Below are 19538 nucleotides of genomic sequence, written 5' to 3'. Positions count from 1 at the left end.
TTACTGAATAACCAGCGTATTAATGATGTTTTCTGCGGTGGTTTGCGCTTTTTGCTGATCGTCAGCTGGCAGCGTAATTTGCATGGTCAGCAGTTGATTACCCACGTTACCCAGAATAACGGAAGAGTACGCCGTCTGGCCTTTCGCGGAGATAATACTGTCTAACTGCTGCATTTTGTGACCTTTCAGCTCAATGGCTTTATTGGTTACCACTTGCAGCTGCGGATCGCGGCTACGTTGCTGATCTTCCAGACGCTTCGCCAACACCGCCAGATCTTCTTTCGGATCATCGCCCATGATGACGATGACTGCTTTCTGCCCGGTGGCGTCGGACCAGACATGCATGTTATTGGCCTGCGTTCCCAGCTTACCGCTCTGGTCGGTCATATCCGCTGGCAGCGAGAAACTTAACTTGCCATCAAGCAGGTTGACGGGATTCCCGGTAGCGTTACTTTCCGCAACCGAACCCTGCGCCGTAGCGTTAGTGTCTTTATCATCACAGGCCGCAAGCCCCATAACCAGCAGGCCAATTCCGACATATTTAACCAGATTGCGCATTGACTTCTTCCTTTCGATAAACGGCCATAACGGCTCATTCATCCATCTTATCACAACTCTGATAACGAACCTTTAACTCGCCTGCAAAGCGTTGATTTCGGATTTATCTGCCAGTCTTTTCAACAGCATATTGAGTAATACGCCATACATTGGCAGGAAGAAAACGATACTGATTAACACTTTGAAACAGTAATCGACCAGCGCGATTTCCATCCAGTGTTCAGCCATAAAGGCATCCGGGCTACGCCAGAAGGCAATGAAGAAAAAGGCCAGCGTGTCGCTGACGTTACCGAACAGTGTGGACGCTGTCGGTGCCAGCCACCAGCGGCGACTCTGACGCAGGCGGTTAAAAACGTGCACGTCGAGGATTTGCCCCAGCGCGTAGGCCATGAAACTGGCGGTGGCGATACGGGCGACAAACAGGTTGAAGTGGGCGAGTGCGCCGAATCCCTGCCAGGAACCCATATAGAATAGCGACGAGATGACGTAGGAGATTAATAACGCAGGGATCATTACCGCGAAGATAATGCGTCGGGCCAGCGGTGCGCCAAAAATACGCACGGTCAGGTCGGTAGCAAGAAAAATAAACGGAAAGCTAAACGCGCCCCAGGTGGTATGGAAACCAAAAATGGAGACGGGAAGCTGAACCAGATAGTTACTGGAGGTGATCACCAGAAGATGAAATAACGATAACCAGAACAACGCCTTATAGCGTTGAGTTTGCGAGAAAACGTTCATATTGTACCTTTTTGATTAACCATTGGGGTGAGGGAACCCAATACGTACGACACGTCTGTTACCTTAACATAATAACGTGCTTACCCTTTTTTCGAGCCGCCGCATGATACTGCTTTACGTTGACAATGCAATGGTTAATTTTCACGCAATCGTTAACCTGGTTTGCTTACGGACTCACAGGGCGTAAACTAGCGCCGTTTTTTTAAGTGATGAGAAGAAAATGACCGATCTCTTTTCCAGCCCTGACCACACACTCGACGCGCTTGGCCTGCGCTGCCCGGAACCGGTGATGATGGTGCGCAAAACCGTGCGCAATATGCAGCCTGGCGAAACGTTGCTGATTATCGCCGACGATCCGGCCACTACCCGCGATATTCCTGGGTTTTGTACCTTTATGGAACACGAACTGGTTGCGAAAGAGACGGATGGACTGCCTTATCGTTATTTGATTCGTAAAGGCGGTTGATAGGGGCTGATTGGCTTCGATGCCGCCTTTTCCTCACCCCCTAACCCTCTCCCCAGAGGGGCGAGGGGACCGATCGCGCTCAATGTTGCGATCGGTTTGCCTTATCTCCTGCGCAACAACCTTAACGCATTCGCCGTCACCAGCACCGTCGCACCCGTATCTGCCAGCACTGCCAGCCACAACCCGGTCATCCCTAAAAGCGTGGTGACGAGGAAGATCCCTTTCAGTCCCAGCGCAATGGTGATGTTCTGGCGGATATTGGCGTGAGTGGCGCGTGCCAGTTCAATCATTTGCACCAGGCCGCGCAGGTGGTTATGGGTTAATGCTGCGTCGGCGGTTTCCAGCGCCACGTCTGTGCCGCTACCCATAGCAATCCCGATGGCGGCAGCTTTCATCGCTGGCGCGTCGTTAATACCATCACCGACCATCGCCAGGGGCGCATGTTGATTCAGCTTGGTCACCGCTTTGACTTTATCTTCCGGCAATAGGCCCGCTTTAAACTCCAGCCCCAGCTCCCCGGCAATTGCCGCCGCTGCGCGTGGATTATCGCCGGTGAGGATCACTCCTTTAACCCCCAGCGCGTTCAGTTCACTGATGGCAGTTGTAGCGTCGGCGCGCAGGGTATCCTGCAATGCAATGATACCCAGCACGTCATCATTACGTACTACCAGCACAACCGTTTGCCCGGCGCTTTCCAGTTCATTAATCAAACCAGCAAATGCATCAGCGGGATGTTTCCCGGCAGCGCATATCAACACGCGCTCACCATTAACCTGCGCTTCAATGCCAGACCCGACCAGTGCCCGCTGTGATTCGGCGGTGGGAATGGCGAGTTCAGCAACCTGTGCTTCGCGTACGATGGCTTGCGCCAGTGGATGCGTCGCGCCTTGCTCGACCGCCGCCGCCAGTGTCAGCAGTTCAGATTCACTAATACCCGTTGCCGGATGAATCGCGGTAACGCGCGGTTTACCGACGGTCAGCGTACCGGTTTTATCAAACGCCACTTGGGTAACACGACCTAGTTGTTCCAGCGCCGCACCGCCTTTAATTAACGCCCCACGACGCGCTGCTGCTGCCAGCCCGGAGGTTATCGCCGCAGGCGTTGAGATAACTAACGCACACGGGCAACCAATCAGCAGCAGCGTCAGACCTTTATAAATCCACTCCTGCCAGCTGGCGGCAAACAGCAGCGGCGGCACTAGCGTTACCAGCAGGGCGACGGCCATAATCGCTGGCGTATAAATACGGCTGAAACGGTCGATAAACCGCTCAATGGGGGCGCGGCGCTCTTCGGCTTCTTCGATCAGTTTCAGAATCCGGTCAATGGCGCTGGCACCCGGTTCTGACAGCACTTCCAGCGTTACCAGACGGTCTACGCTGGTGGCTCCTGCAGGAACTTTATCGCCCGTCGCGCGCTCCACCGGAATGGATTCTCCGGTTAGGGCGCTTTCATCAAAACTGGCAAACGGTGAGAGCAGTTTACCGTCGGCAGGCAAACGCCCACCTGCGGCGACTTCAATCACATCGCCAGGCCGCAGGCTGTTAATCGCCACCTCTTCCCGCTCACCGTTACGCAGGCGCGTGGCGGTTTCTGGTTTCAGCGCCATTAACGCGCTAACGCCCTGACGCGCGCGGCTGGCGGCCCAGCCTTCCAGTCGTTCACCAATCAAAAACAGCAGCAACACCATCGCAGCTTCAGCCGTTGCGCCAATAAACAGTGCACCAATAGCGGCTACGCTCATTAAGGTTTCAATGGCGAAGTAGCTGCCGGATTTGATCAGCCGTAATGCCTGACGAGCAATCGGGTACAGCCCAACTAGCGTGGTCGCGATAAACGCCAGTTGCCCGAACGGATGATTGAACTGCTCCAGACCCCAGCTGATTGCCATCATCACGATAAGCGTAATCAGCGGCAGATTCTCTTTCAGGCGCGATGCTTGTGGCTCGTCGGCGGCCTGCTCATCGCGCAGGGAATAGCCCGCTTTTTGCACCGCAGATTCAACCTGGGCACGGATGTCATTGTCGGCATCAACCACCAGTTTTTCGGTGGCGAACAACACCTGCACCTGATTCACGCCTGCAAGCTGGCGCACGGCATTTTCTACCTTGCGCGCACAGGCGGCGCAGTCCATGCCGCTGACTTTCCAGCTATAGCGGGTGCCGGAGACGTTTTCAGAGAGCGTTGGCGAGCTGGAGCATGCGCCGTCGCAGCAACAGTCGTTGGCGTTCTGTACCGTGGTTAGCGGTTTGAACGCAGCAAATTGAGGGGCTTTCTTGCCGTGATTGTCAGGTGTCGACATGGCATCCTCCGGTTAAGTTTTTTCTCATTAACCGAAGGATACACTCTGGAGTCGACTCCAGAGTCAAGTTTTATCAGAGATACAGTGAGCGGACGATGAGGAAGTGACCGGCAAAGTAGCAGGCCGCAGCAATCGCGTTATCCGCACGGAAGCGTCGGCGATAGTGGCTCCCCAGCCAGACAAAGTTACTGATAAACAGCAACGAAGCGCCAACAAACGCAGAGAGCGCCGGAGCGGTCGGACGGAAGAACCACAGTTCACCTGCCAGCCACACCATCACCAGCGTCATGCCGATAAACGTGCAGATAGGCCAACGGTACTCTTCCAGCCGCGTCCAGATAATCGCCAGTAGCAGCGCACCCAGAACCAGCAACACCAGTGGCAGAGGCCAGAAGAAAGAGAGCGTCATCTGACTGGCGAAATAGATGGTGTACAGCAGGTGCGAGAGGAAAAACGCGCCGATGGCGTACATCAGACGTTGACGTGGCAACAGGGTTAGCGCATCGCCCAGCAGTGAGGCGCACAGTCCCGCCAGCACCAGATAGCTAATGGCGTCGAACATCGGTGCTTGCCAGGCCAGTAACAGCAGGAGAAGAAGGGTTAACGGTTTAAACACCCAGCGTTGCCAGGTTGGCCCACGATACGATGCATCCACAGATAGCCATGCGGAAAGACAGACAGCGATAAACGACCAAAGCATCTTAGTTCCTTGAATTCGTTATTTTTTCGTAAGCAGAATGCCTACGGTCTTGCTTCCAGTTTAGTGGCGAGGGTGGACGGATGACAACACCATAACTGGCAGGGTATGCTTAATTCCGCATTTTCCGATGAGGGATAAAGATGAGTAAACCACCTCTTTTCTTTATTGTTATCATTGGCTTAATTGTCGTCGCCGCATCGTTTCGTTTTATGCAACAGCGACGGGAAAAAGCTGATAATGATATGGCTCCGCTCCAGCAAAAGCTGGTGGTGGTGAGCAACAAGCGGGAAAAACCGATTAACGATCGCCGTTCGCGCCAGCAGGAAGTGACTCCGGCAGGCACCAGTATGCGCTATGAGGCAAGCTTCAAACCGCAAAGCGGAGGAATGGAGCAGACGTTTCGCCTCGACGCCCAGCAGTACCACGCCCTGACAGTGGGCGATAAAGGTACGCTGAGCTATAAAGGAACGCGCTTTGTTAGCTTTGTTGGCGAACAATAAGGTTATTTTTTAACTTTAAATTTCTTCTGCCAGACCAGCAGTTCAAACACGCCGAAAAGGAAAATCCGCACCTTTTCGGCGGTGGTCATCTGCGGGCCATCTTTCGGTAAAGTGGATTTCAATAGCGCCAGCTGCATACCATGCATCAGCACGGTAAAAATCAGCGCCACGTTAACGAAAATATTTAGCGGGCGCGGGAAGGGATGCACCAGATTGAGGATTAAAAATCCCCAAACGCAGAGCATTAACAAACGACCAATATTAATCAGCATCACTTTCTCCTTGTGCTTCGTGTTGATACAGCCGATAAGCCACCTGACCCGCCACTTTTTCCCGATGTAATGACCAGTTTGCCGGAACAGTGGGCAGACCGTTTTCGACTTCGCTTTCGACATAAATCAGGGCTTCGTCAGCCAGCCAGCCGTTATCTTCCAGTAAATTTATCGTCTCTTCTAACAAGCCACGGCGGAACGGTGGATCGACAAACACGATATTATGCGGTGTGCCTTTTTGCGCCAGGAATGACATTGCGTTGCTGTTCACCACGCGTGCATTGCCTGCTTTTAGTGTCGCCAGATTCTTAATTAACTGCTGAGAAACCACGCGATCCATCTCAATCAACGTTGCCCCCGCAGCGTAGCGCGATAACGCTTCCAGCCCCAGCGCGCCGCTCCCGGCGAAGCAATCCAGACATTGGGCGTCAACAATGACCGGAGCCAGCCAGTTAAACAACGTTTCGCGTACGCGGTCGGTGGTGGGGCGCAGACCTGGGCTATCAGGAACCGGGAGTTTACGGCCTCGCCACTGCCCGCCAATAATGCGGATTTGGCCGCTGCCGGAATGATTCGGTTTTTTCATGATAAATTGCTCAATCCGCCAGATAACACATACTTGCAGGCGGTGATGTGAATTAAGTTAAGTGATAGACTATTTCATCATTTTTTTAGCTGCTATGTACATAGCGTTAACGCTGTGCCATGAAGCAACAGCGAGGAGTGTAGTCGCAAATGGCGAAAGAAAAAAGACGTGGCTTTTTTTCCTGGCTGGGCTTTGGTCAAAAAGAGCAGACCCCGGAAAAAGAGACAGAAGTTCAGAATGAACAACCGGTTGTAGAAGAAATCGTTCAGGCGCAAGAGCCTGCGAAGGCTTCTGAACAAGCCGTTGAAGAGCAGCCGCAGGCGCATACTGAAGCCGAGGCGGAAACTTTTGCTGCCGACGTTGTGGAAGTCACTGAACAGGTTGTTGAAAGTGAAAAAGCGCAGCCTGAAGCGGAAGTTGTTGCACAGCCGGAACCGGTCGTAGAAGAAACGCCGGAGCCAGTGGCTATCGAACGTGAAGAGCTGCCGTTGCCGGAAGACGTCAACGCCGAAGAGGTTTCGCCAGAAGAGTGGCAGGCTGAAGCGGAAACCGTAGAGATTGTCGAAGCGGCAGAAGAAGAAGCGGCTAAAGAAGAAATCACCGACGAAGAGCTGGAAGCACAGGCGCTGGCTGCCGAAGCGGCAGAAGAGGCGGTGATGGTAGTTCCTCCGGCAGAAGAAGAGCAGCCGGTTGCAGAAATTGCCCAGGAGCAAGAAAAACCGACCAAAGAAGGCTTCTTCGCGCGCCTGAAACGCAGCCTGTTAAAAACCAAAGAAAATCTCGGTTCCGGATTTATCAGCCTGTTCCGCGGTAAAAAAATCGACGATGATCTGTTTGAAGAGCTGGAAGAACAGCTGTTGATCGCCGATGTGGGCGTGGAAACCACACGTAAAATTATCACCAATCTGACGGAAGGCGCATCCCGCAAGCAGCTTCGTGATGCCGAGGCGCTCTATGGCCTGCTGAAAGAAGAGATGGGCGAGATTCTGGCGAAAGTCGATGAGCCGCTGAATGTTGAAGATAAAACGCCGTTCGTGATCCTGATGGTGGGCGTCAACGGTGTGGGTAAAACCACGACGATTGGTAAGCTGGCGCGTCAGTTTGAGCAGCAGGGTAAATCGGTGATGCTGGCGGCGGGCGATACTTTCCGTGCAGCTGCGGTTGAACAGCTTCAGGTCTGGGGTCAGCGCAACAATATTCCGGTGATTGCCCAGCATACCGGTGCGGATTCCGCCTCTGTTATCTTCGACGCCATTCAGGCAGCTAAAGCGCGTAATATCGACGTCCTGATTGCCGATACCGCCGGACGTCTGCAGAACAAATCGCATCTGATGGAAGAGTTGAAGAAAATCGTCCGCGTGATGAAGAAACTCGACGTTGAAGCGCCGCATGAAGTTATGCTGACTATTGATGCCAGCACCGGGCAGAACGCGGTAAGCCAGGCCAAACTGTTCCACGAAGCTGTTGGCTTAACCGGCATCACGCTAACGAAACTGGACGGCACGGCGAAAGGCGGGGTAATTTTCTCGGTGGCTGACCAGTTTGGTATCCCTATCCGCTACATTGGTGTCGGCGAACGTATTGAGGATTTGCGTCCGTTTAAGGCGGACGACTTTATAGAGGCACTTTTTGCCCGAGAGGATTAACAATGATTCGCTTTGAACATGTCAGCAAGGCTTATCTCGGTGGGAGACAGGCGCTGCAGGGCGTTACGTTCCATATGCAGCCGGGTGAGATGGCGTTTCTGACCGGTCATTCCGGCGCAGGGAAAAGTACCCTCCTGAAGCTGATCTGTGGGATTGAGCGGCCCAGCGCCGGGAAAATCTGGTTTAGCGGCCATGACATCACGCGTCTGAAAAACCGTGAAGTTCCGTTTCTGCGCCGCCAGATTGGCATGATTTTCCAGGATCACCATCTACTGATGGACCGTACTGTCTACGATAACGTGGCGATCCCGCTGATTATCGCTGGTGCCAGCGGTGACGATATTCGTCGCCGGGTGTCGGCGGCACTGGATAAAGTCGGGCTACTGGACAAAGCGAAGAACTTCCCTATTCAGCTTTCCGGCGGTGAACAACAGCGTGTTGGCATTGCCCGCGCGGTGGTGAATAAGCCCGCGGTACTGCTGGCGGACGAACCGACCGGTAACCTGGACGACGCGTTGTCGGAAGGGATTCTACGTCTGTTTGAAGAGTTTAACCGCGTTGGGGTAACCGTATTGATGGCAACGCACGACATTAATCTGATTTCACGGCGTTCCTATCGCATGCTCACCCTGAGCGATGGTCACTTGCATGGAGGCGTGGGCCATGAATAAGCGCGATGCAATCAATCATATTCGGCAGTTTGGTGGGCGTCTGGATCGCTTCCGTAAATCGGTCGGCGGCTCAGGCGACGGCGGTCGTAACGCACCGAAACGCGCGAAATCCTCGCCAAAACCGGTAAATCGCAAAACCAACGTTTTCAACGAACAGGTGCGCTATGCCTTCCACGGCGCATTGCAGGATCTGAAAAGCAAACCGTTCGCCACGTTTTTAACGGTGATGGTTATCGCCATCTCCCTGACGCTGCCCAGCGTCTGTTATATGGTGTACAAAAACGTTAATCAGGCGGCGACGCAGTATTATCCGTCACCGCAAATCACTGTTTACTTGCAAAAAACGCTGGACGATGACGCCGCTGCGGGCGTGGTGGCACAGTTGCAGGCCGAGCAAGGCGTGGAGAAAGTGAACTATCTTTCTCGTGAAGACGCACTGGGCGAGTTCCGTAACTGGTCTGGTTTTGGTGGTGCGCTGGATATGCTGGAAGAAAACCCGCTTCCGGCAGTGGCGGTGGTGATCCCGAAACTCGATTTTCAGGGGACGGAATCACTCAATACGCTGCGTGATCGTATCACGCAGATTAACGGTATTGACGAAGTGCGGATGGATGACAGCTGGTTTGCCCGTCTGGCGGCGTTGACCGGGCTGGTTGGGCGCGTTTCGGCGATGATCGGCGTGTTGATGGTGGCGGCAGTGTTCCTCGTCATCGGCAACAGCGTACGTCTGAGCATCTTTGCTCGCCGTGACTCCATCAACGTGCAGAAACTGATTGGTGCGACGGATGGTTTCATCCTTCGCCCGTTCCTGTACGGCGGTGCGCTGCTGGGATTTTCTGGCGCATTGTTGTCATTAATTTTGTCAGAAATTCTGGTACTGCGTTTGTCGTCAGCGGTGGCGGAAGTGGCACAGGTTTTCGGAACGAAGTTTGATATCAATGGTTTATCGTTCGATGAATGCCTGCTATTGCTGCTGGTATGCTCGATGATTGGCTGGGTGGCAGCGTGGCTTGCCACGGTACAACATTTACGCCACTTTACGCCTGAATAATAAAAGCGTGTTATACTCTTTCCCTGCAATGGGTTCCGTAGCAGGGAAAGAGACCCCGTTGTCTCTTCCCGGTATTTCATCTCTATGTCACATTTTGTGCGTAATTTATTCACAAGCTTGCATTGAACTTGTGGATAAAATCACGGTCTGATAAAACAGTGAATGATAACCTCGTTGCTCTTAAGCTTTGGCACAGTTGTTGCTACCACTGAAGCGCCAGAAGATATCGATTGAGAGGATTTGAATGACTGACAAAATGCAAAGTTTAGCTTTAGCCCCAGTTGGCAACCTGGATTCCTACATCCGGGCAGCTAACGCGTGGCCGATGTTGTCGGCTGACGAGGAGCGGGCGCTGGCTGAAAAGCTGCATTACCATGGCGATCTGGAAGCAGCTAAAACGCTGATCCTGTCTCACCTGCGGTTTGTTGTTCATATTGCTCGTAATTATGCGGGCTATGGCCTGCCACAGGCGGATTTGATTCAGGAAGGTAACATCGGCCTGATGAAAGCAGTGCGCCGTTTTAACCCGGAAGTGGGTGTGCGCCTGGTCTCCTTCGCCGTCCACTGGATCAAAGCAGAGATCCACGAATACGTTCTGCGTAACTGGCGTATCGTCAAAGTTGCGACCACCAAAGCGCAGCGCAAACTGTTCTTCAACCTGCGTAAAACCAAGCAGCGTCTGGGCTGGTTTAACCAGGATGAAGTCGAAATGGTGGCCCGTGAACTGGGCGTAACCAGCAAAGACGTACGTGAGATGGAATCACGTATGGCGGCACAGGACATGACCTTTGACCTGTCTTCCGACGACGATTCCGACAGCCAGCCGATGGCACCGGTGCTCTATCTGCAGGATAAATCATCTAACTTTGCCGACGGCATCGAAGATGATAACTGGGAAGAGCAGGCGGCAAACCGTCTGACCGACGCGATGCATGGTCTGGACGAACGCAGCCAGGACATCATCCGTGCGCGCTGGCTGGACGAAGACAACAAGTCCACGTTGCAGGAACTGGCTGACCGTTACGGTGTTTCCGCTGAACGTGTGCGCCAACTGGAAAAGAACGCGATGAAAAAACTTCGCGCCGCTATTGAAGCGTAATTTCCGCTATTAAGCAGAGAACCCTGGATGAGAGTCCGGGGTTTTTGTTTTTTGGGCCTCTACAATAATCAATTCCCCCTCCGGCAAAACGCCAATCCCCACGCAGATTGTTAATAAACTGTCAAAATAGCTATTCCAATATCATAAAAATCGGGTATGTTTTAGCAGAGTATGCTGCTAAAGCACGGGTAGTCATGCATAAAACGAAATAAAGTGCTGAACAACAACATCACAACACACGTAATAACCAGAAGAATGGGGATTCTCAGGATGAACATAAAGGGTAAAGCGTTACTGGCAGGATGTATCGCGCTGGCATTCAGCAATATGGCTCTGGCAGAAGATATTAAAGTCGCGGTCGTGGGTGCAATGTCCGGTCCGGTTGCGCAGTACGGTGACCAGGAGTTTACCGGCGCAGAGCAGGCGGTTGCGGATATCAACGCTAAAGGCGGCATTAAAGGCAACAAACTGCAAATCGTAAAATATGACGATGCCTGTGACCCGAAACAGGCGGTTGCGGTGGCGAACAAAGTCGTTAACGACGGCATTAAATATGTGATTGGTCACCTCTGTTCTTCATCAACGCAGCCTGCGTCTGACATCTACGAAGACGAAGGCATTTTAATGATCACCCCAGCGGCAACCGCGCCGGAGCTGACCGCCCGTGGCTATCAGCTGATCCTGCGCACCACCGGCCTGGACTCCGACCAGGGGCCGACGGCGGCGAAATATATTCTTGAGAAAGTGAAACCGCAGCGTATTGCTATCGTTCACGACAAACAGCAATACGGCGAAGGTCTGGCACGAGCGGTGCAGGACGGCCTGAAGAAAGGCAATGCTAACGTGGTGTTCTTTGATGGTATCACCGCCGGGGAAAAAGATTTCTCAACGCTGGTGGCGCGTCTGAAAAAAGAGAATATCGACTTCGTTTACTACGGCGGTTATCACCCGGAAATGGGGCAAATCCTGCGTCAGGCACGCGCGGCAGGGCTGAAAACTCAGTTTATGGGGCCGGAAGGTGTGGCTAACGTTTCGCTGTCTAACATTGCGGGCGAATCAGCGGAAGGGCTGCTGGTGACCAAGCCGAAGAACTACGATCAGGTTCCGGCGAACAAACCCATTGTTGATGCGATCAAAGCGAAAAAACAGGACCCAAGCGGCGCATTCGTCTGGACCACCTACGCCGCGCTGCAATCTTTGCAGGCGGGCCTGAATCAGTCTGACGATCCGGCTGAAATCGCCAAATACCTAAAAGCGAACTCCGTGGATACCGTGATGGGGCCACTGACCTGGGATGAGAAAGGCGATCTAAAGGGCTTTGAGTTCGGCGTATTTGACTGGCACGCCAACGGCACGGTGACCGATGCGAAGTAATTGTTAATCGGCAACTTTGGGTTGCCGCCAAATTGCTAATATCGAATACGTTGCTTCATGCCGGATGCGGCGTAAACGCCTTATCCGGCCTACAAGAACCAAAGAAATCAGTAAATTGCAGCACACATTATAGGCCTGATAAGCGTAGCGCATCAGGCAATTTCTCGTTGGTCATCACTTTTGAAATCAACTTGACGATTAACGCTTCTCCCAGCCGCCCTGCTGTGCCGTAAATCCCAGTGCCTGCATAAACGCCGTCATCACACCGCGATCTTCCACGCCTGCATCCGCCATCCACCAGCATGAAACGCCAGGATTGTTACGCAAAACCTCTTCCAGCAGATATTGCCCCACACCGCGACGGCGGGTGACTTCCCGCACGCGTAGAGAATCCAGTGCTCCCTCGGTGCCGCTTAAGGTTACCCGCACGGCCGCAAGCAGACGCTCGTTAAAACGCGCGGCGTAGATACGGTGGTTATCGTCAACCTGTAAAGAGGAAGGGGAATACTCCGGCCAGATCTTTTGCAGGTCAATCCGGTCCTGGTCGCTAAAGTTTTCTAATCGAATGATGGTCAGCTTCATGGGTAACCCGTGTAAATCACAAAAGTGGAACCAGTGTAGCGAAATAATTTAATCGGAGGCTTTCTCTTTTTTATTTCTTTTGGCAGGTGATTAATTTTTTAACAGCAATAATTACAAAGTTAAAACATTAGAGAATGAAAAATGTCCAGCATAATCCCCTGAATGATAGTGAATTATTCCGCCCTTTGTGCCGTTATTTTATGCTGACAAAGGCACTTTTTTCTGTTTATCTATCAATAAATTCAGAATATTATCTGTTCTTAATCGACTGAAAAATAGGGATTTTAATCGCTATCATCACAAAATACTGCGCTAACCCCTTAATCAGACAGGCAAAAACAGTGCAGTATAAAAAAAGAACAGTCTGATTTGTTAACACATAAAAACAAAGCAACACAACATCACGAATGGGGATTTTTGACTATGAAACGGAATGCGAAAACTATCATCGCAGGGATGATTGCACTGGCAATTTCACACACCGCTATGGCTGACGATATTAAAGTCGCCGTTGTCGGCGCGATGTCCGGCCCGATTGCCCAGTGGGGCGATATGGAATTTAACGGCGCGCGTCAGGCGATTAAAGACATTAATGTCAAAGGGGGAATTAAGGGCGACAAGCTGGTTGGCGTGGAATATGACGACGCCTGCGACCCGAAACAAGCCGTTGCGGTCGCCAACAAAATCGTTAACGACGGCATTAAATACGTTATTGGTCATCTGTGTTCTTCCTCTACCCAGCCAGCGTCGGATATCTACGAAGACGAAGGTATTCTGATGATCTCGCCGGGAGCGACCAACCCGGAGCTGACCCAACGCGGTTATCAACACATTATGCGTACTGCCGGGCTGGACTCTTCCCAGGGGCCTACGGCGGCAAAATACATTCTTGAGACGGTGAAGCCCCAGCGCATCGCCATCATTCACGACAAACAACAGTATGGCGAAGGGCTGGCGCGTTCGGTGCAGGACGGGCTGAAAGCGGCTAACGCCAACGTCGTCTTCTTCGACGGTATTACCGCCGGGGAGAAAGATTTCTCCGCGCTGATCGCCCGCCTGAAAAAAGAAAATATCGACTTCGTTTACTACGGCGGTTACTACCCGGAAATGGGGCAGATGCTGCGCCAAGCCCGTTCCGTTGGCCTGAAAACCCAGTTTATGGGGCCGGAAGGTGTCGGTAACGCATCGCTGTCGAACATTGCCGGTGATGCCGCCGAAGGCATGTTGGTCACTATGCCAAAACGCTATGACCAGGATCCGGCAAACCAGGGCATCGTTGATGCGCTGAAAGCAGACAAGAAAGATCCGTCCGGGCCTTATGTCTGGATCACTTACGCGGCAGTGCAATCTCTGGCAACTGCCCTTGAGCGTACCGGCAGCGATGAGCCGCTGGCGCTGGTGAAAGATTTAAAAGCTAACGGTGCAAACACCGTGATTGGGCCGCTGAACTGGGATGAAAAAGGCGATCTTAAGGGATTTGATTTTGGTGTCTTCCAGTGGCACGCCGACGGTTCATCCACGGCAGCCAAGTGATCATCCCACCGCCCGTAAAATGCGGGCGGGTTTAGAAAGGTTACCTTATGTCTGAGCAGTTTTTGTATTTCTTGCAGCAGATGTTTAACGGCGTCACGCTGGGCAGTACCTACGCGCTGATAGCCATCGGCTACACCATGGTTTACGGCATTATCGGCATGATCAACTTCGCCCACGGCGAGGTTTATATGATTGGCAGCTACGTCTCATTTATGATCATCGCCGCGCTGATGATGATGGGCATTGATACCGGCTGGCTGCTGGTGGCGGCGGGATTCGTCGGCGCAATCGTCATCGCCAGCGCCTACGGCTGGAGTATCGAACGGGTAGCTTACCGCCCGGTGCGTAACTCTAAGCGCCTGATTGCGCTTATTTCCGCAATCGGTATGTCCATCTTCCTGCAAAACTACGTCAGCCTGACCGAAGGTTCGCGCGACGTGGCGCTGCCGAGCCTGTTTAACGGTCAGTGGGTGGTGGGCCATAGCGAAAACTTCTCTGCCTCTATTACCACCATGCAGGCGGTGATCTGGATTGTCACCTTCCTCGCCATGCTGGCGCTGACGATTTTCATTCGCTATTCCCGTATGGGGCGCGCCTGTCGTGCCTGCGCGGAAGATCTGAAAATGGCGAGCCTGCTTGGCATCAACACCGACCGGGTGATTGCTTTGACCTTTGTTATTGGCGCGGCGATGGCGGCAGTGGCTGGCGTACTGCTCGGTCAGTTCTACTGCGTCATTAACCCCTATATCGGCTTTATGGCCGGGATGAAAGCCTTTACCGCTGCGGTGCTCGGTGGGATTGGCAGCATTCCAGGGGCGATGATTGGCGGGCTGATCCTGGGGATTGCGGAGGCGCTCTCTTCTGCCTATCTGAGTACGGAATATAAAGATGTGGTCTCATTCGCCCTGCTGATTCTGGTGCTGCTGGTGATGCCGACCGGTATTCTGGGTCGCCCGGAGGTAGAGAAAGTATGAAACCGATGCATATTGCAATGGCACTGCTCTCTGCCGCGATGTTCTTTGTCCTGGCGGGCGTCTTTATGGGCGTACAACTGGAGCTGGATGGCACCAAACTGGTGGTCGACACGGCTTCAGACATCCGTTGGCAGTGGATGTTTATCGGCACGGCGGTGGTCTTTTTCTTCCAGCTTTTGCGACCGGCTTTCCAGAAAGGGTTGAAAAGCGTTTCCGGGCCGAAGTTTATTCTGCCCGCGATTGATGGGTCCACGGTGAAGCAAAAGCTGTTCCTCGTGGCGCTGCTGGTGCTTGTGGTGGCGTGGCCGTTTATGGTGTCACGTGGGACGGTGGATATCGCCACTCTGACCATGATCTACATTATCCTCGGTCTCGGGCTGAATGTGGTTGTTGGTCTTTCTGGTCTGCTGGTGCTGGGGTACGGCGGTTTTTACGCCATCGGCGCTTACACTTTTGCGCTGCTCAATCACTATTACGGTCTGGGGTTCTGGACCTGTTTGCCGATTGCCGGACTGATGGCAGCGGCGGCGGGTTTCCTGCTCGGTTTTCCGGTGCTGCGTCTGCGCGGTGACTATCTGGCGATCGTTACCCTTGGTTTCGGCGAAATTGTGCGCATATTGCTGCTCAATAACACTGAAATCACCGGCGGCCCGAACGGAATCAGTCAGATCCCGAAACCGACACTCTTCGGACTCGAGTTCAGCCGTACCGCTCGTGAAGGCGGCTGGGACACGTTCAGTAATTTCTTTGGCCTGAAATACGATCCGTCCGATCGCGTTATCTTCCTCTACCTGGTGGCGTTGCTGCTGGTGGTGTTAAGCCTGTTTGTCATTAACCGCCTGCTGCGGATGCCGCTGGGCCGCGCGTGGGAAGCGTTGCGTGAAGACGAGATCGCCTGTCGTTCGCTGGGCTTAAGCCCGCGCCGTATCAAGCTGACTGCTTTTACCATCAGCGCCGCATTTGCCGGTTTTGCCGGAACGCTGTTTGCGGCGCGTCAGGGCTTTGTCAGCCCGGAATCCTTCACCTTTGCTGAATCGGCCTTTGTGCTGGCGATAGTGGTGCTCGGCGGTATGGGCTCGCAATTTGCAGTGATTCTGGCGGCTGTTCTGCTGGTGGTGTCGCGCGAATTGATGCGTGATTTCAACGAATACAGCATGTTAATGCTCGGTGGTTTGATGGTGCTGATGATGATCTGGCGTCCGCAGGGTTTGCTGCCCATGACGCGCCCGCAACTGAAGCTGAAAAACGGCGCAGCGAAAGGAGAGCAGGCATGAGTCAGCCATTATTATCTGTTAACGGTCTGATGATGCGCTTCGGCGGCCTGCTGGCGGTGAACAACGTCAATCTTGAACTGTACCCGCAGGAAATCGTCTCGTTAATCGGCCCTAACGGTGCCGGAAAAACCACGGTTTTTAACTGCCTGACCGGTTTCTACAAACCCACCGGCGGCACCATTTTACTGCGCGATCAGCATCTTGAAGGTTTACCGGGGCAGCAAATTGCTCGCATGGGCGTGGTGCGCACCTTCCAGCATGTGCGTCTGTTCCGTGAAATGACGGTAATTGAAAACCTGCTGGTGGCGCAGCATCAGCAACTGAAAACCGGGCTGTTCTCTGGCCTGTTGAAAACGCCTTCTTTCCGTCGCGCCCAGAGCGAAGCGCTCGACCGCGCCGCCACCTGGCTTGAGCGCATTGGTTTGCTGGAACACGCCAACCGTCAGGCGAGTAACCTGGCCTATGGTGACCAACGCCGTCTGGAGATTGCCCGCTGCATGGTGACGCAGCCGGAGATTTTAATGCTCGACGAACCGGCGGCAGGTCTTAACCCAAAAGAAACCAAAGAGCTGGATGAGCTGATTGCCGAACTGCGCAATCATCACAACACCACTATTTTGTTGATTGAACACGATATGAAGCTGGTGATGGGGATTTCAGACCGAATTTATGTGGTCAATCAGGGGACGCCACTGGCAAACGGTACGCCGGAGCAAATCCGTAATAACCCGGACGTGATCCGTGCCTATTTAGGTGAGGCATAAGATGGAAAAAGTCATGTTGTCCTTTGACAAAGTCAGCGCCCACTACGGCAAAATCCAGGCGCTGCATGAGGTGAGCCTGCATATCAATCAGGGCGAGATTGTCACTCTCATTGGCGCGAACGGGGCGGGGAAAACCACCTTGCTCGGCACGTTATGCGGCGATCCGCGCGCCACCAGCGGGCTAATTGTGTTTGATGATAAAGACATTACCGACTGGCAGACGGCGAAAATCATGCGCGAAGCGGTAGCGATTGTCCCGGAAGGGCGTCGCGTCTTCTCGCGGATGACGGTGGAAGAGAACCTGGCGATGGGCGGCTTCTTTGCCGAACGTGACCAGTTTCAGGAGCGCATAAAGTGGGTGTATGAACTGTTTCCACGTCTGCATGAGCGCCGTGTTCAGCGGGCGGGCACCATGTCCGGCGGTGAACAGCAGATGCTGGCGATTGGTCGCGCGCTGATGAGCAATCCGCGTTTGTTGTTACTTGATGAGCCATCGCTCGGTCTTGCGCCGATTATCATCCAGCAAATTTTCGACACCATCGAGCAGCTGCGCGAGCAGGGGATGACTATCTTCCTCGTCGAGCAGAACGCCAACCAGGCGCTAAAGCTGGCGGATCGCGGCTACGTGCTGGAAAACGGCCATGTGGTGCTCTCCGATACCGGCGACGCGCTGCTGGCGAACGAAGCAGTGAGAAGTGCGTATTTAGGCGGGTAATAACACGTTGATTGATAAGGAGTCAAAAGACTCCTTTGAGACAGGTGACAAATGCAAAATTGCCTGATGCGCTGCGCTTATCAGGCCTACTGGGTGAGTTGCAATATATTGAATTTGCACGATCTTGTAGGCCGGATAAGGCGTTTACGCCGCATCCGGCATGAAACGATGAGTAATCTGTAGAGTTTGATTCAGACCTTCTATTTTTCCGCTTATCCGTGCCCCATCTCCCATTTTCCCTCACCCACGCCGTCACCGCCTTGTCATCTTTCTGACACCTTACTATCTTACAAATGTAACAAAAAAGTTATTTTTCTGTAATTCGAGCATGTCATGTTACCCCGCGAGCATAAAACGCGTGAATTCGCGCATTCGGTACAACAAGAGAGATAAACGATGAAACCGTTACATTATACAGCTTCAGCACTGGCGCTCGGACTGGCGTTAATGGGGAATGCACAGGCAGTGACGACCATTCCGTTCTGGCATTCTATGGAAGGGGAACTGGGTAAAGAGGTGGATTCTCTGGCCCAACGTTTTAACGCCGAAAATCCGGATTACAAAATTGTACCGACCTATAAAGGCAACTACGAACAGAATTTAAGCGCGGGGATTGCCGTATTTCGTACCGGCAACGCTCCGGCTATTTTGCAGGTTTATGAAGTTGGCACCGCCACCATGATGGCGTCGAAAGCCATTAAACCGGTGTATGACGTGTTTAAAGAGGCAGGGATTCAGTTCGATGAGTCGCAGTTTGTGCCGACGGTTTCCGGTTACTACTCCGACAGCAAAACCGGCCACTTACTCTCCCAGCCGTTCAACAGCTCGACTTCCGTTCTCTATTACAACAAAGACGCCTTCAAGAAAGCGGGGTTAGACCCGGAACAGCCGCCGAAAACCTGGCAGGATCTGGCGGACTATTCCGCAAAACTGAAAGCCTCCGGTATTAAGTGCGGCTACGCCAGCGGCTGGCAGGGCTGGATCCAACTGGAAAACTTTAGCGCCTGGAACGGTCTGCCGTTTGCCAGCAAAAACAACGGCTTTGACGGCACGGACGCGGTGCTGGAGTTCAACAAGCCGGAGCAGGTGAAACACATCGCCATGCTCGAGGAGATGAACAAGAAGGGCGACTTCAGCTACGTCGGTCGTAAGGATGAATCCACCGAGAAGTTCTATAACGGTGATTGCGCGATGACCACCGCCTCTTCCGGTTCTCTTGCCAACATTCGCGAGTACGCCAAATTTAACTACGGCGTAGGTATGATGCCTTACGACGCCGATGCGAAAGATGCGCCACAAAACGCCATTATCGGCGGAGCCAGCCTGTGGGTGATGCAGGGCAAAGATAAAGAAACGTATACCGGCGTGGCGAAGTTTCTCGACTTCCTCGCGAAGCCAGAAAACGCTGCTGAGTGGCATCAGAAAACCGGTTATCTGCCAATTACCAAAGCGGCGTATGACCTGACCCGTGAGCAGGGCTTTTACGAGAAAAACCCAGGTGCGGATACCGCGACGCGTCAGATGCTGAACAAGCCGCCGTTGCCGTTCACCAAAGGGCTTCGTCTGGGCAACATGCCGCAGATCCGCGTGATTGTGGATGAAGAGCTTGAGAGCGTGTGGACCGGTAAGAAGACGCCACAGCAGGCGCTGGATACCGCAGTTGAGCGTGGGAACCAGTTACTGCGCCGCTTTGAGAAATCGACGAAGTCTTAATCAGTGTAATGCCGGATGCGTT

Annotated in this window: 20 protein-coding genes; 13 read left to right on the top strand and 7 right to left on the bottom strand. The window is 53.1% G+C overall.

Features of this window, described 5'->3' with window-relative positions; genetic code table 11:
* Positions 1 to 612 (bottom strand): hypothetical protein, encoded by a 612-nt coding sequence (locus tag SF3490; protein NP_709242.3) that lies wholly within the window; start codon positions 610 to 612, stop codon positions 1 to 3.
* An 18-nt stretch (positions 613 to 630) separates the two neighbouring features.
* Complete coding sequence (gene yhhQ / locus SF3489; RefSeq protein ID NP_709241.1) at positions 631 to 1296, bottom strand: hypothetical protein; 666 nt, start codon at positions 1294 to 1296, stop codon at positions 631 to 633.
* Between the two features lie 220 nt (positions 1297 to 1516).
* Here yhhQ and yhhP point away from each other — a divergent pair, with 220 nt between their 5' ends.
* On the top strand, positions 1517 to 1762 hold the full coding sequence (gene yhhP / locus SF3488) for a sulfur transfer protein SirA (protein ID NP_709240.1): 246 nt from the start codon (positions 1517 to 1519) through the stop codon (positions 1760 to 1762).
* Positions 1763 to 1863: 101 nt separating this feature from the next.
* Here yhhP and zntA read toward each other — a convergent pair whose 3' ends face one another.
* Together zntA and yhhN are read right to left on the bottom strand one after the other, a co-directional pair.
* Complete coding sequence (gene zntA, locus SF3487) at positions 1864 to 4062, bottom strand: zinc/cadmium/mercury/lead-transporting ATPase (protein ID NP_709239.1); 2199 nt, start codon at positions 4060 to 4062, stop codon at positions 1864 to 1866.
* Positions 4063 to 4135: 73 nt separating this feature from the next.
* Positions 4136 to 4762: a hypothetical protein gene (gene yhhN / locus SF3486; RefSeq protein NP_709238.1), complete on the bottom strand. Its 627-nt coding sequence runs from the start codon at positions 4760 to 4762 to the stop codon at positions 4136 to 4138.
* A 140-nt stretch (positions 4763 to 4902) separates the two neighbouring features.
* On the opposite strand from yhhN, the gene yhhM reads away from it, so the two are divergent.
* A complete protein-coding gene (yhhM, locus tag SF3485; protein NP_709237.1) occupies positions 4903 to 5262 on the top strand; it encodes a receptor in 360 nt (119 codons plus the stop codon).
* Between the two features lie 2 nt (positions 5263 to 5264).
* Here yhhM and yhhL read toward each other — a convergent pair whose 3' ends face one another.
* Together yhhL and rsmD are read right to left on the bottom strand one after the other, a co-directional pair.
* Positions 5265 to 5534: a hypothetical protein gene (yhhL, locus tag SF3484; protein NP_709236.2), complete on the bottom strand. Its 270-nt coding sequence runs from the start codon at positions 5532 to 5534 to the stop codon at positions 5265 to 5267.
* On the bottom strand, positions 5524 to 6120 hold the full coding sequence (gene rsmD, locus SF3483) for a 16S rRNA (guanine(966)-N(2))-methyltransferase (RefSeq protein ID NP_709235.1): 597 nt from the start codon (positions 6118 to 6120) through the stop codon (positions 5524 to 5526). Before rsmD ends, yhhL begins: the two co-directional genes overlap by 11 nt.
* Positions 6121 to 6269: 149 nt before the next feature.
* Here rsmD and ftsY point away from each other — a divergent pair, with 149 nt between their 5' ends.
* The 5 genes from ftsY (at position 6270) to livJ (ending at position 11961) form a co-directional block, all read left to right on the top strand.
* A complete protein-coding gene (gene ftsY / locus SF3482) occupies positions 6270 to 7766 on the top strand; it encodes a signal recognition particle-docking protein FtsY (protein NP_709234.1) in 1497 nt (498 codons plus the stop codon).
* A gap of 2 nt (positions 7767 to 7768) precedes the next feature.
* Complete coding sequence (ftsE, locus tag SF3481) at positions 7769 to 8437, top strand: cell division protein FtsE (RefSeq protein ID NP_709233.2); 669 nt, start codon at positions 7769 to 7771, stop codon at positions 8435 to 8437.
* Positions 8430 to 9488: a cell division ABC transporter subunit FtsX gene (gene ftsX, locus SF3480; RefSeq protein NP_709232.2), complete on the top strand. Its 1059-nt coding sequence runs from the start codon at positions 8430 to 8432 to the stop codon at positions 9486 to 9488. The genes ftsE and ftsX overlap by 8 nt, the downstream gene beginning before the upstream one ends.
* Before the next feature lie 244 nt (positions 9489 to 9732).
* The gene (gene rpoH, locus SF3479; RefSeq protein ID NP_709231.1) at positions 9733 to 10587 is read left to right on the top strand and encodes an RNA polymerase factor sigma-32; all 855 of its coding nucleotides are present in this window, start codon (positions 9733 to 9735) and stop codon (positions 10585 to 10587) included.
* Between the two features lie 213 nt (positions 10588 to 10800).
* Complete coding sequence (livJ, locus tag SF3478; RefSeq protein NP_709230.1) at positions 10801 to 11961, top strand: leucine ABC transporter substrate-binding protein LivK; 1161 nt, start codon at positions 10801 to 10803, stop codon at positions 11959 to 11961.
* Positions 11962 to 12159: 198 nt separating this feature from the next.
* Here livJ and yhhK read toward each other — a convergent pair whose 3' ends face one another.
* Positions 12160 to 12543, bottom strand: a complete 384-nt coding sequence (gene yhhK, locus SF3477) for a hypothetical protein (protein ID NP_709229.1) — start codon at positions 12541 to 12543, stop codon at positions 12160 to 12162.
* A gap of 423 nt (positions 12544 to 12966) precedes the next feature.
* On the opposite strand from yhhK, the gene livK reads away from it, so the two are divergent.
* The 6 genes from livK to ugpB all read left to right on the top strand — a co-directional run bounded on the left by livK (position 12967) and on the right by ugpB (position 19516).
* A complete protein-coding gene (livK, locus tag SF3476) occupies positions 12967 to 14076 on the top strand; it encodes a leucine ABC transporter substrate-binding protein LivK (RefSeq protein ID NP_709228.2) in 1110 nt (369 codons plus the stop codon).
* A gap of 47 nt (positions 14077 to 14123) precedes the next feature.
* Positions 14124 to 15050 carry a branched-chain amino acid ABC transporter permease gene (gene livH, locus SF3475; RefSeq protein ID NP_709227.1) on the top strand — a complete coding sequence of 309 codons (927 nt, stop codon included), beginning with the start codon at positions 14124 to 14126 and terminating at the stop codon, positions 15048 to 15050.
* Positions 15047 to 16324: a leucine/isoleucine/valine ABC transporter permease gene (livM, locus tag SF3474; RefSeq protein ID NP_709226.1), complete on the top strand. Its 1278-nt coding sequence runs from the start codon at positions 15047 to 15049 to the stop codon at positions 16322 to 16324. The genes livH and livM overlap by 4 nt, the downstream gene beginning before the upstream one ends.
* A complete protein-coding gene (gene livG, locus SF3473; RefSeq protein NP_709225.1) occupies positions 16321 to 17088 on the top strand; it encodes an ABC transporter ATP-binding protein in 768 nt (255 codons plus the stop codon). The genes livM and livG overlap by 4 nt, the downstream gene beginning before the upstream one ends.
* A gap of 1 nt (position 17089) precedes the next feature.
* Positions 17090 to 17803 (top strand): ABC transporter ATP-binding protein, encoded by a 714-nt coding sequence (gene livF / locus SF3472; protein ID NP_709224.2) that lies wholly within the window; start codon positions 17090 to 17092, stop codon positions 17801 to 17803.
* Between the two features lie 396 nt (positions 17804 to 18199).
* Positions 18200 to 19516, top strand: coding sequence for a glycerol-3-phosphate ABC transporter substrate-binding protein (ugpB, locus tag SF3471; protein ID NP_709223.1), 1317 nt, complete (start codon positions 18200 to 18202; stop codon positions 19514 to 19516).
* The last annotated feature ends 22 nt before the right edge of the window (positions 19517 to 19538 follow it).

This window comes from Shigella flexneri 2a str. 301 (assembly GCF_000006925.2).
Lineage (GTDB): Bacteria > Pseudomonadota > Gammaproteobacteria > Enterobacterales > Enterobacteriaceae > ECMA0423.
The sequence above is the reverse complement of the archived record's forward strand: the minus strand, read 5'-3'. Positions and strand labels throughout refer to the sequence as shown.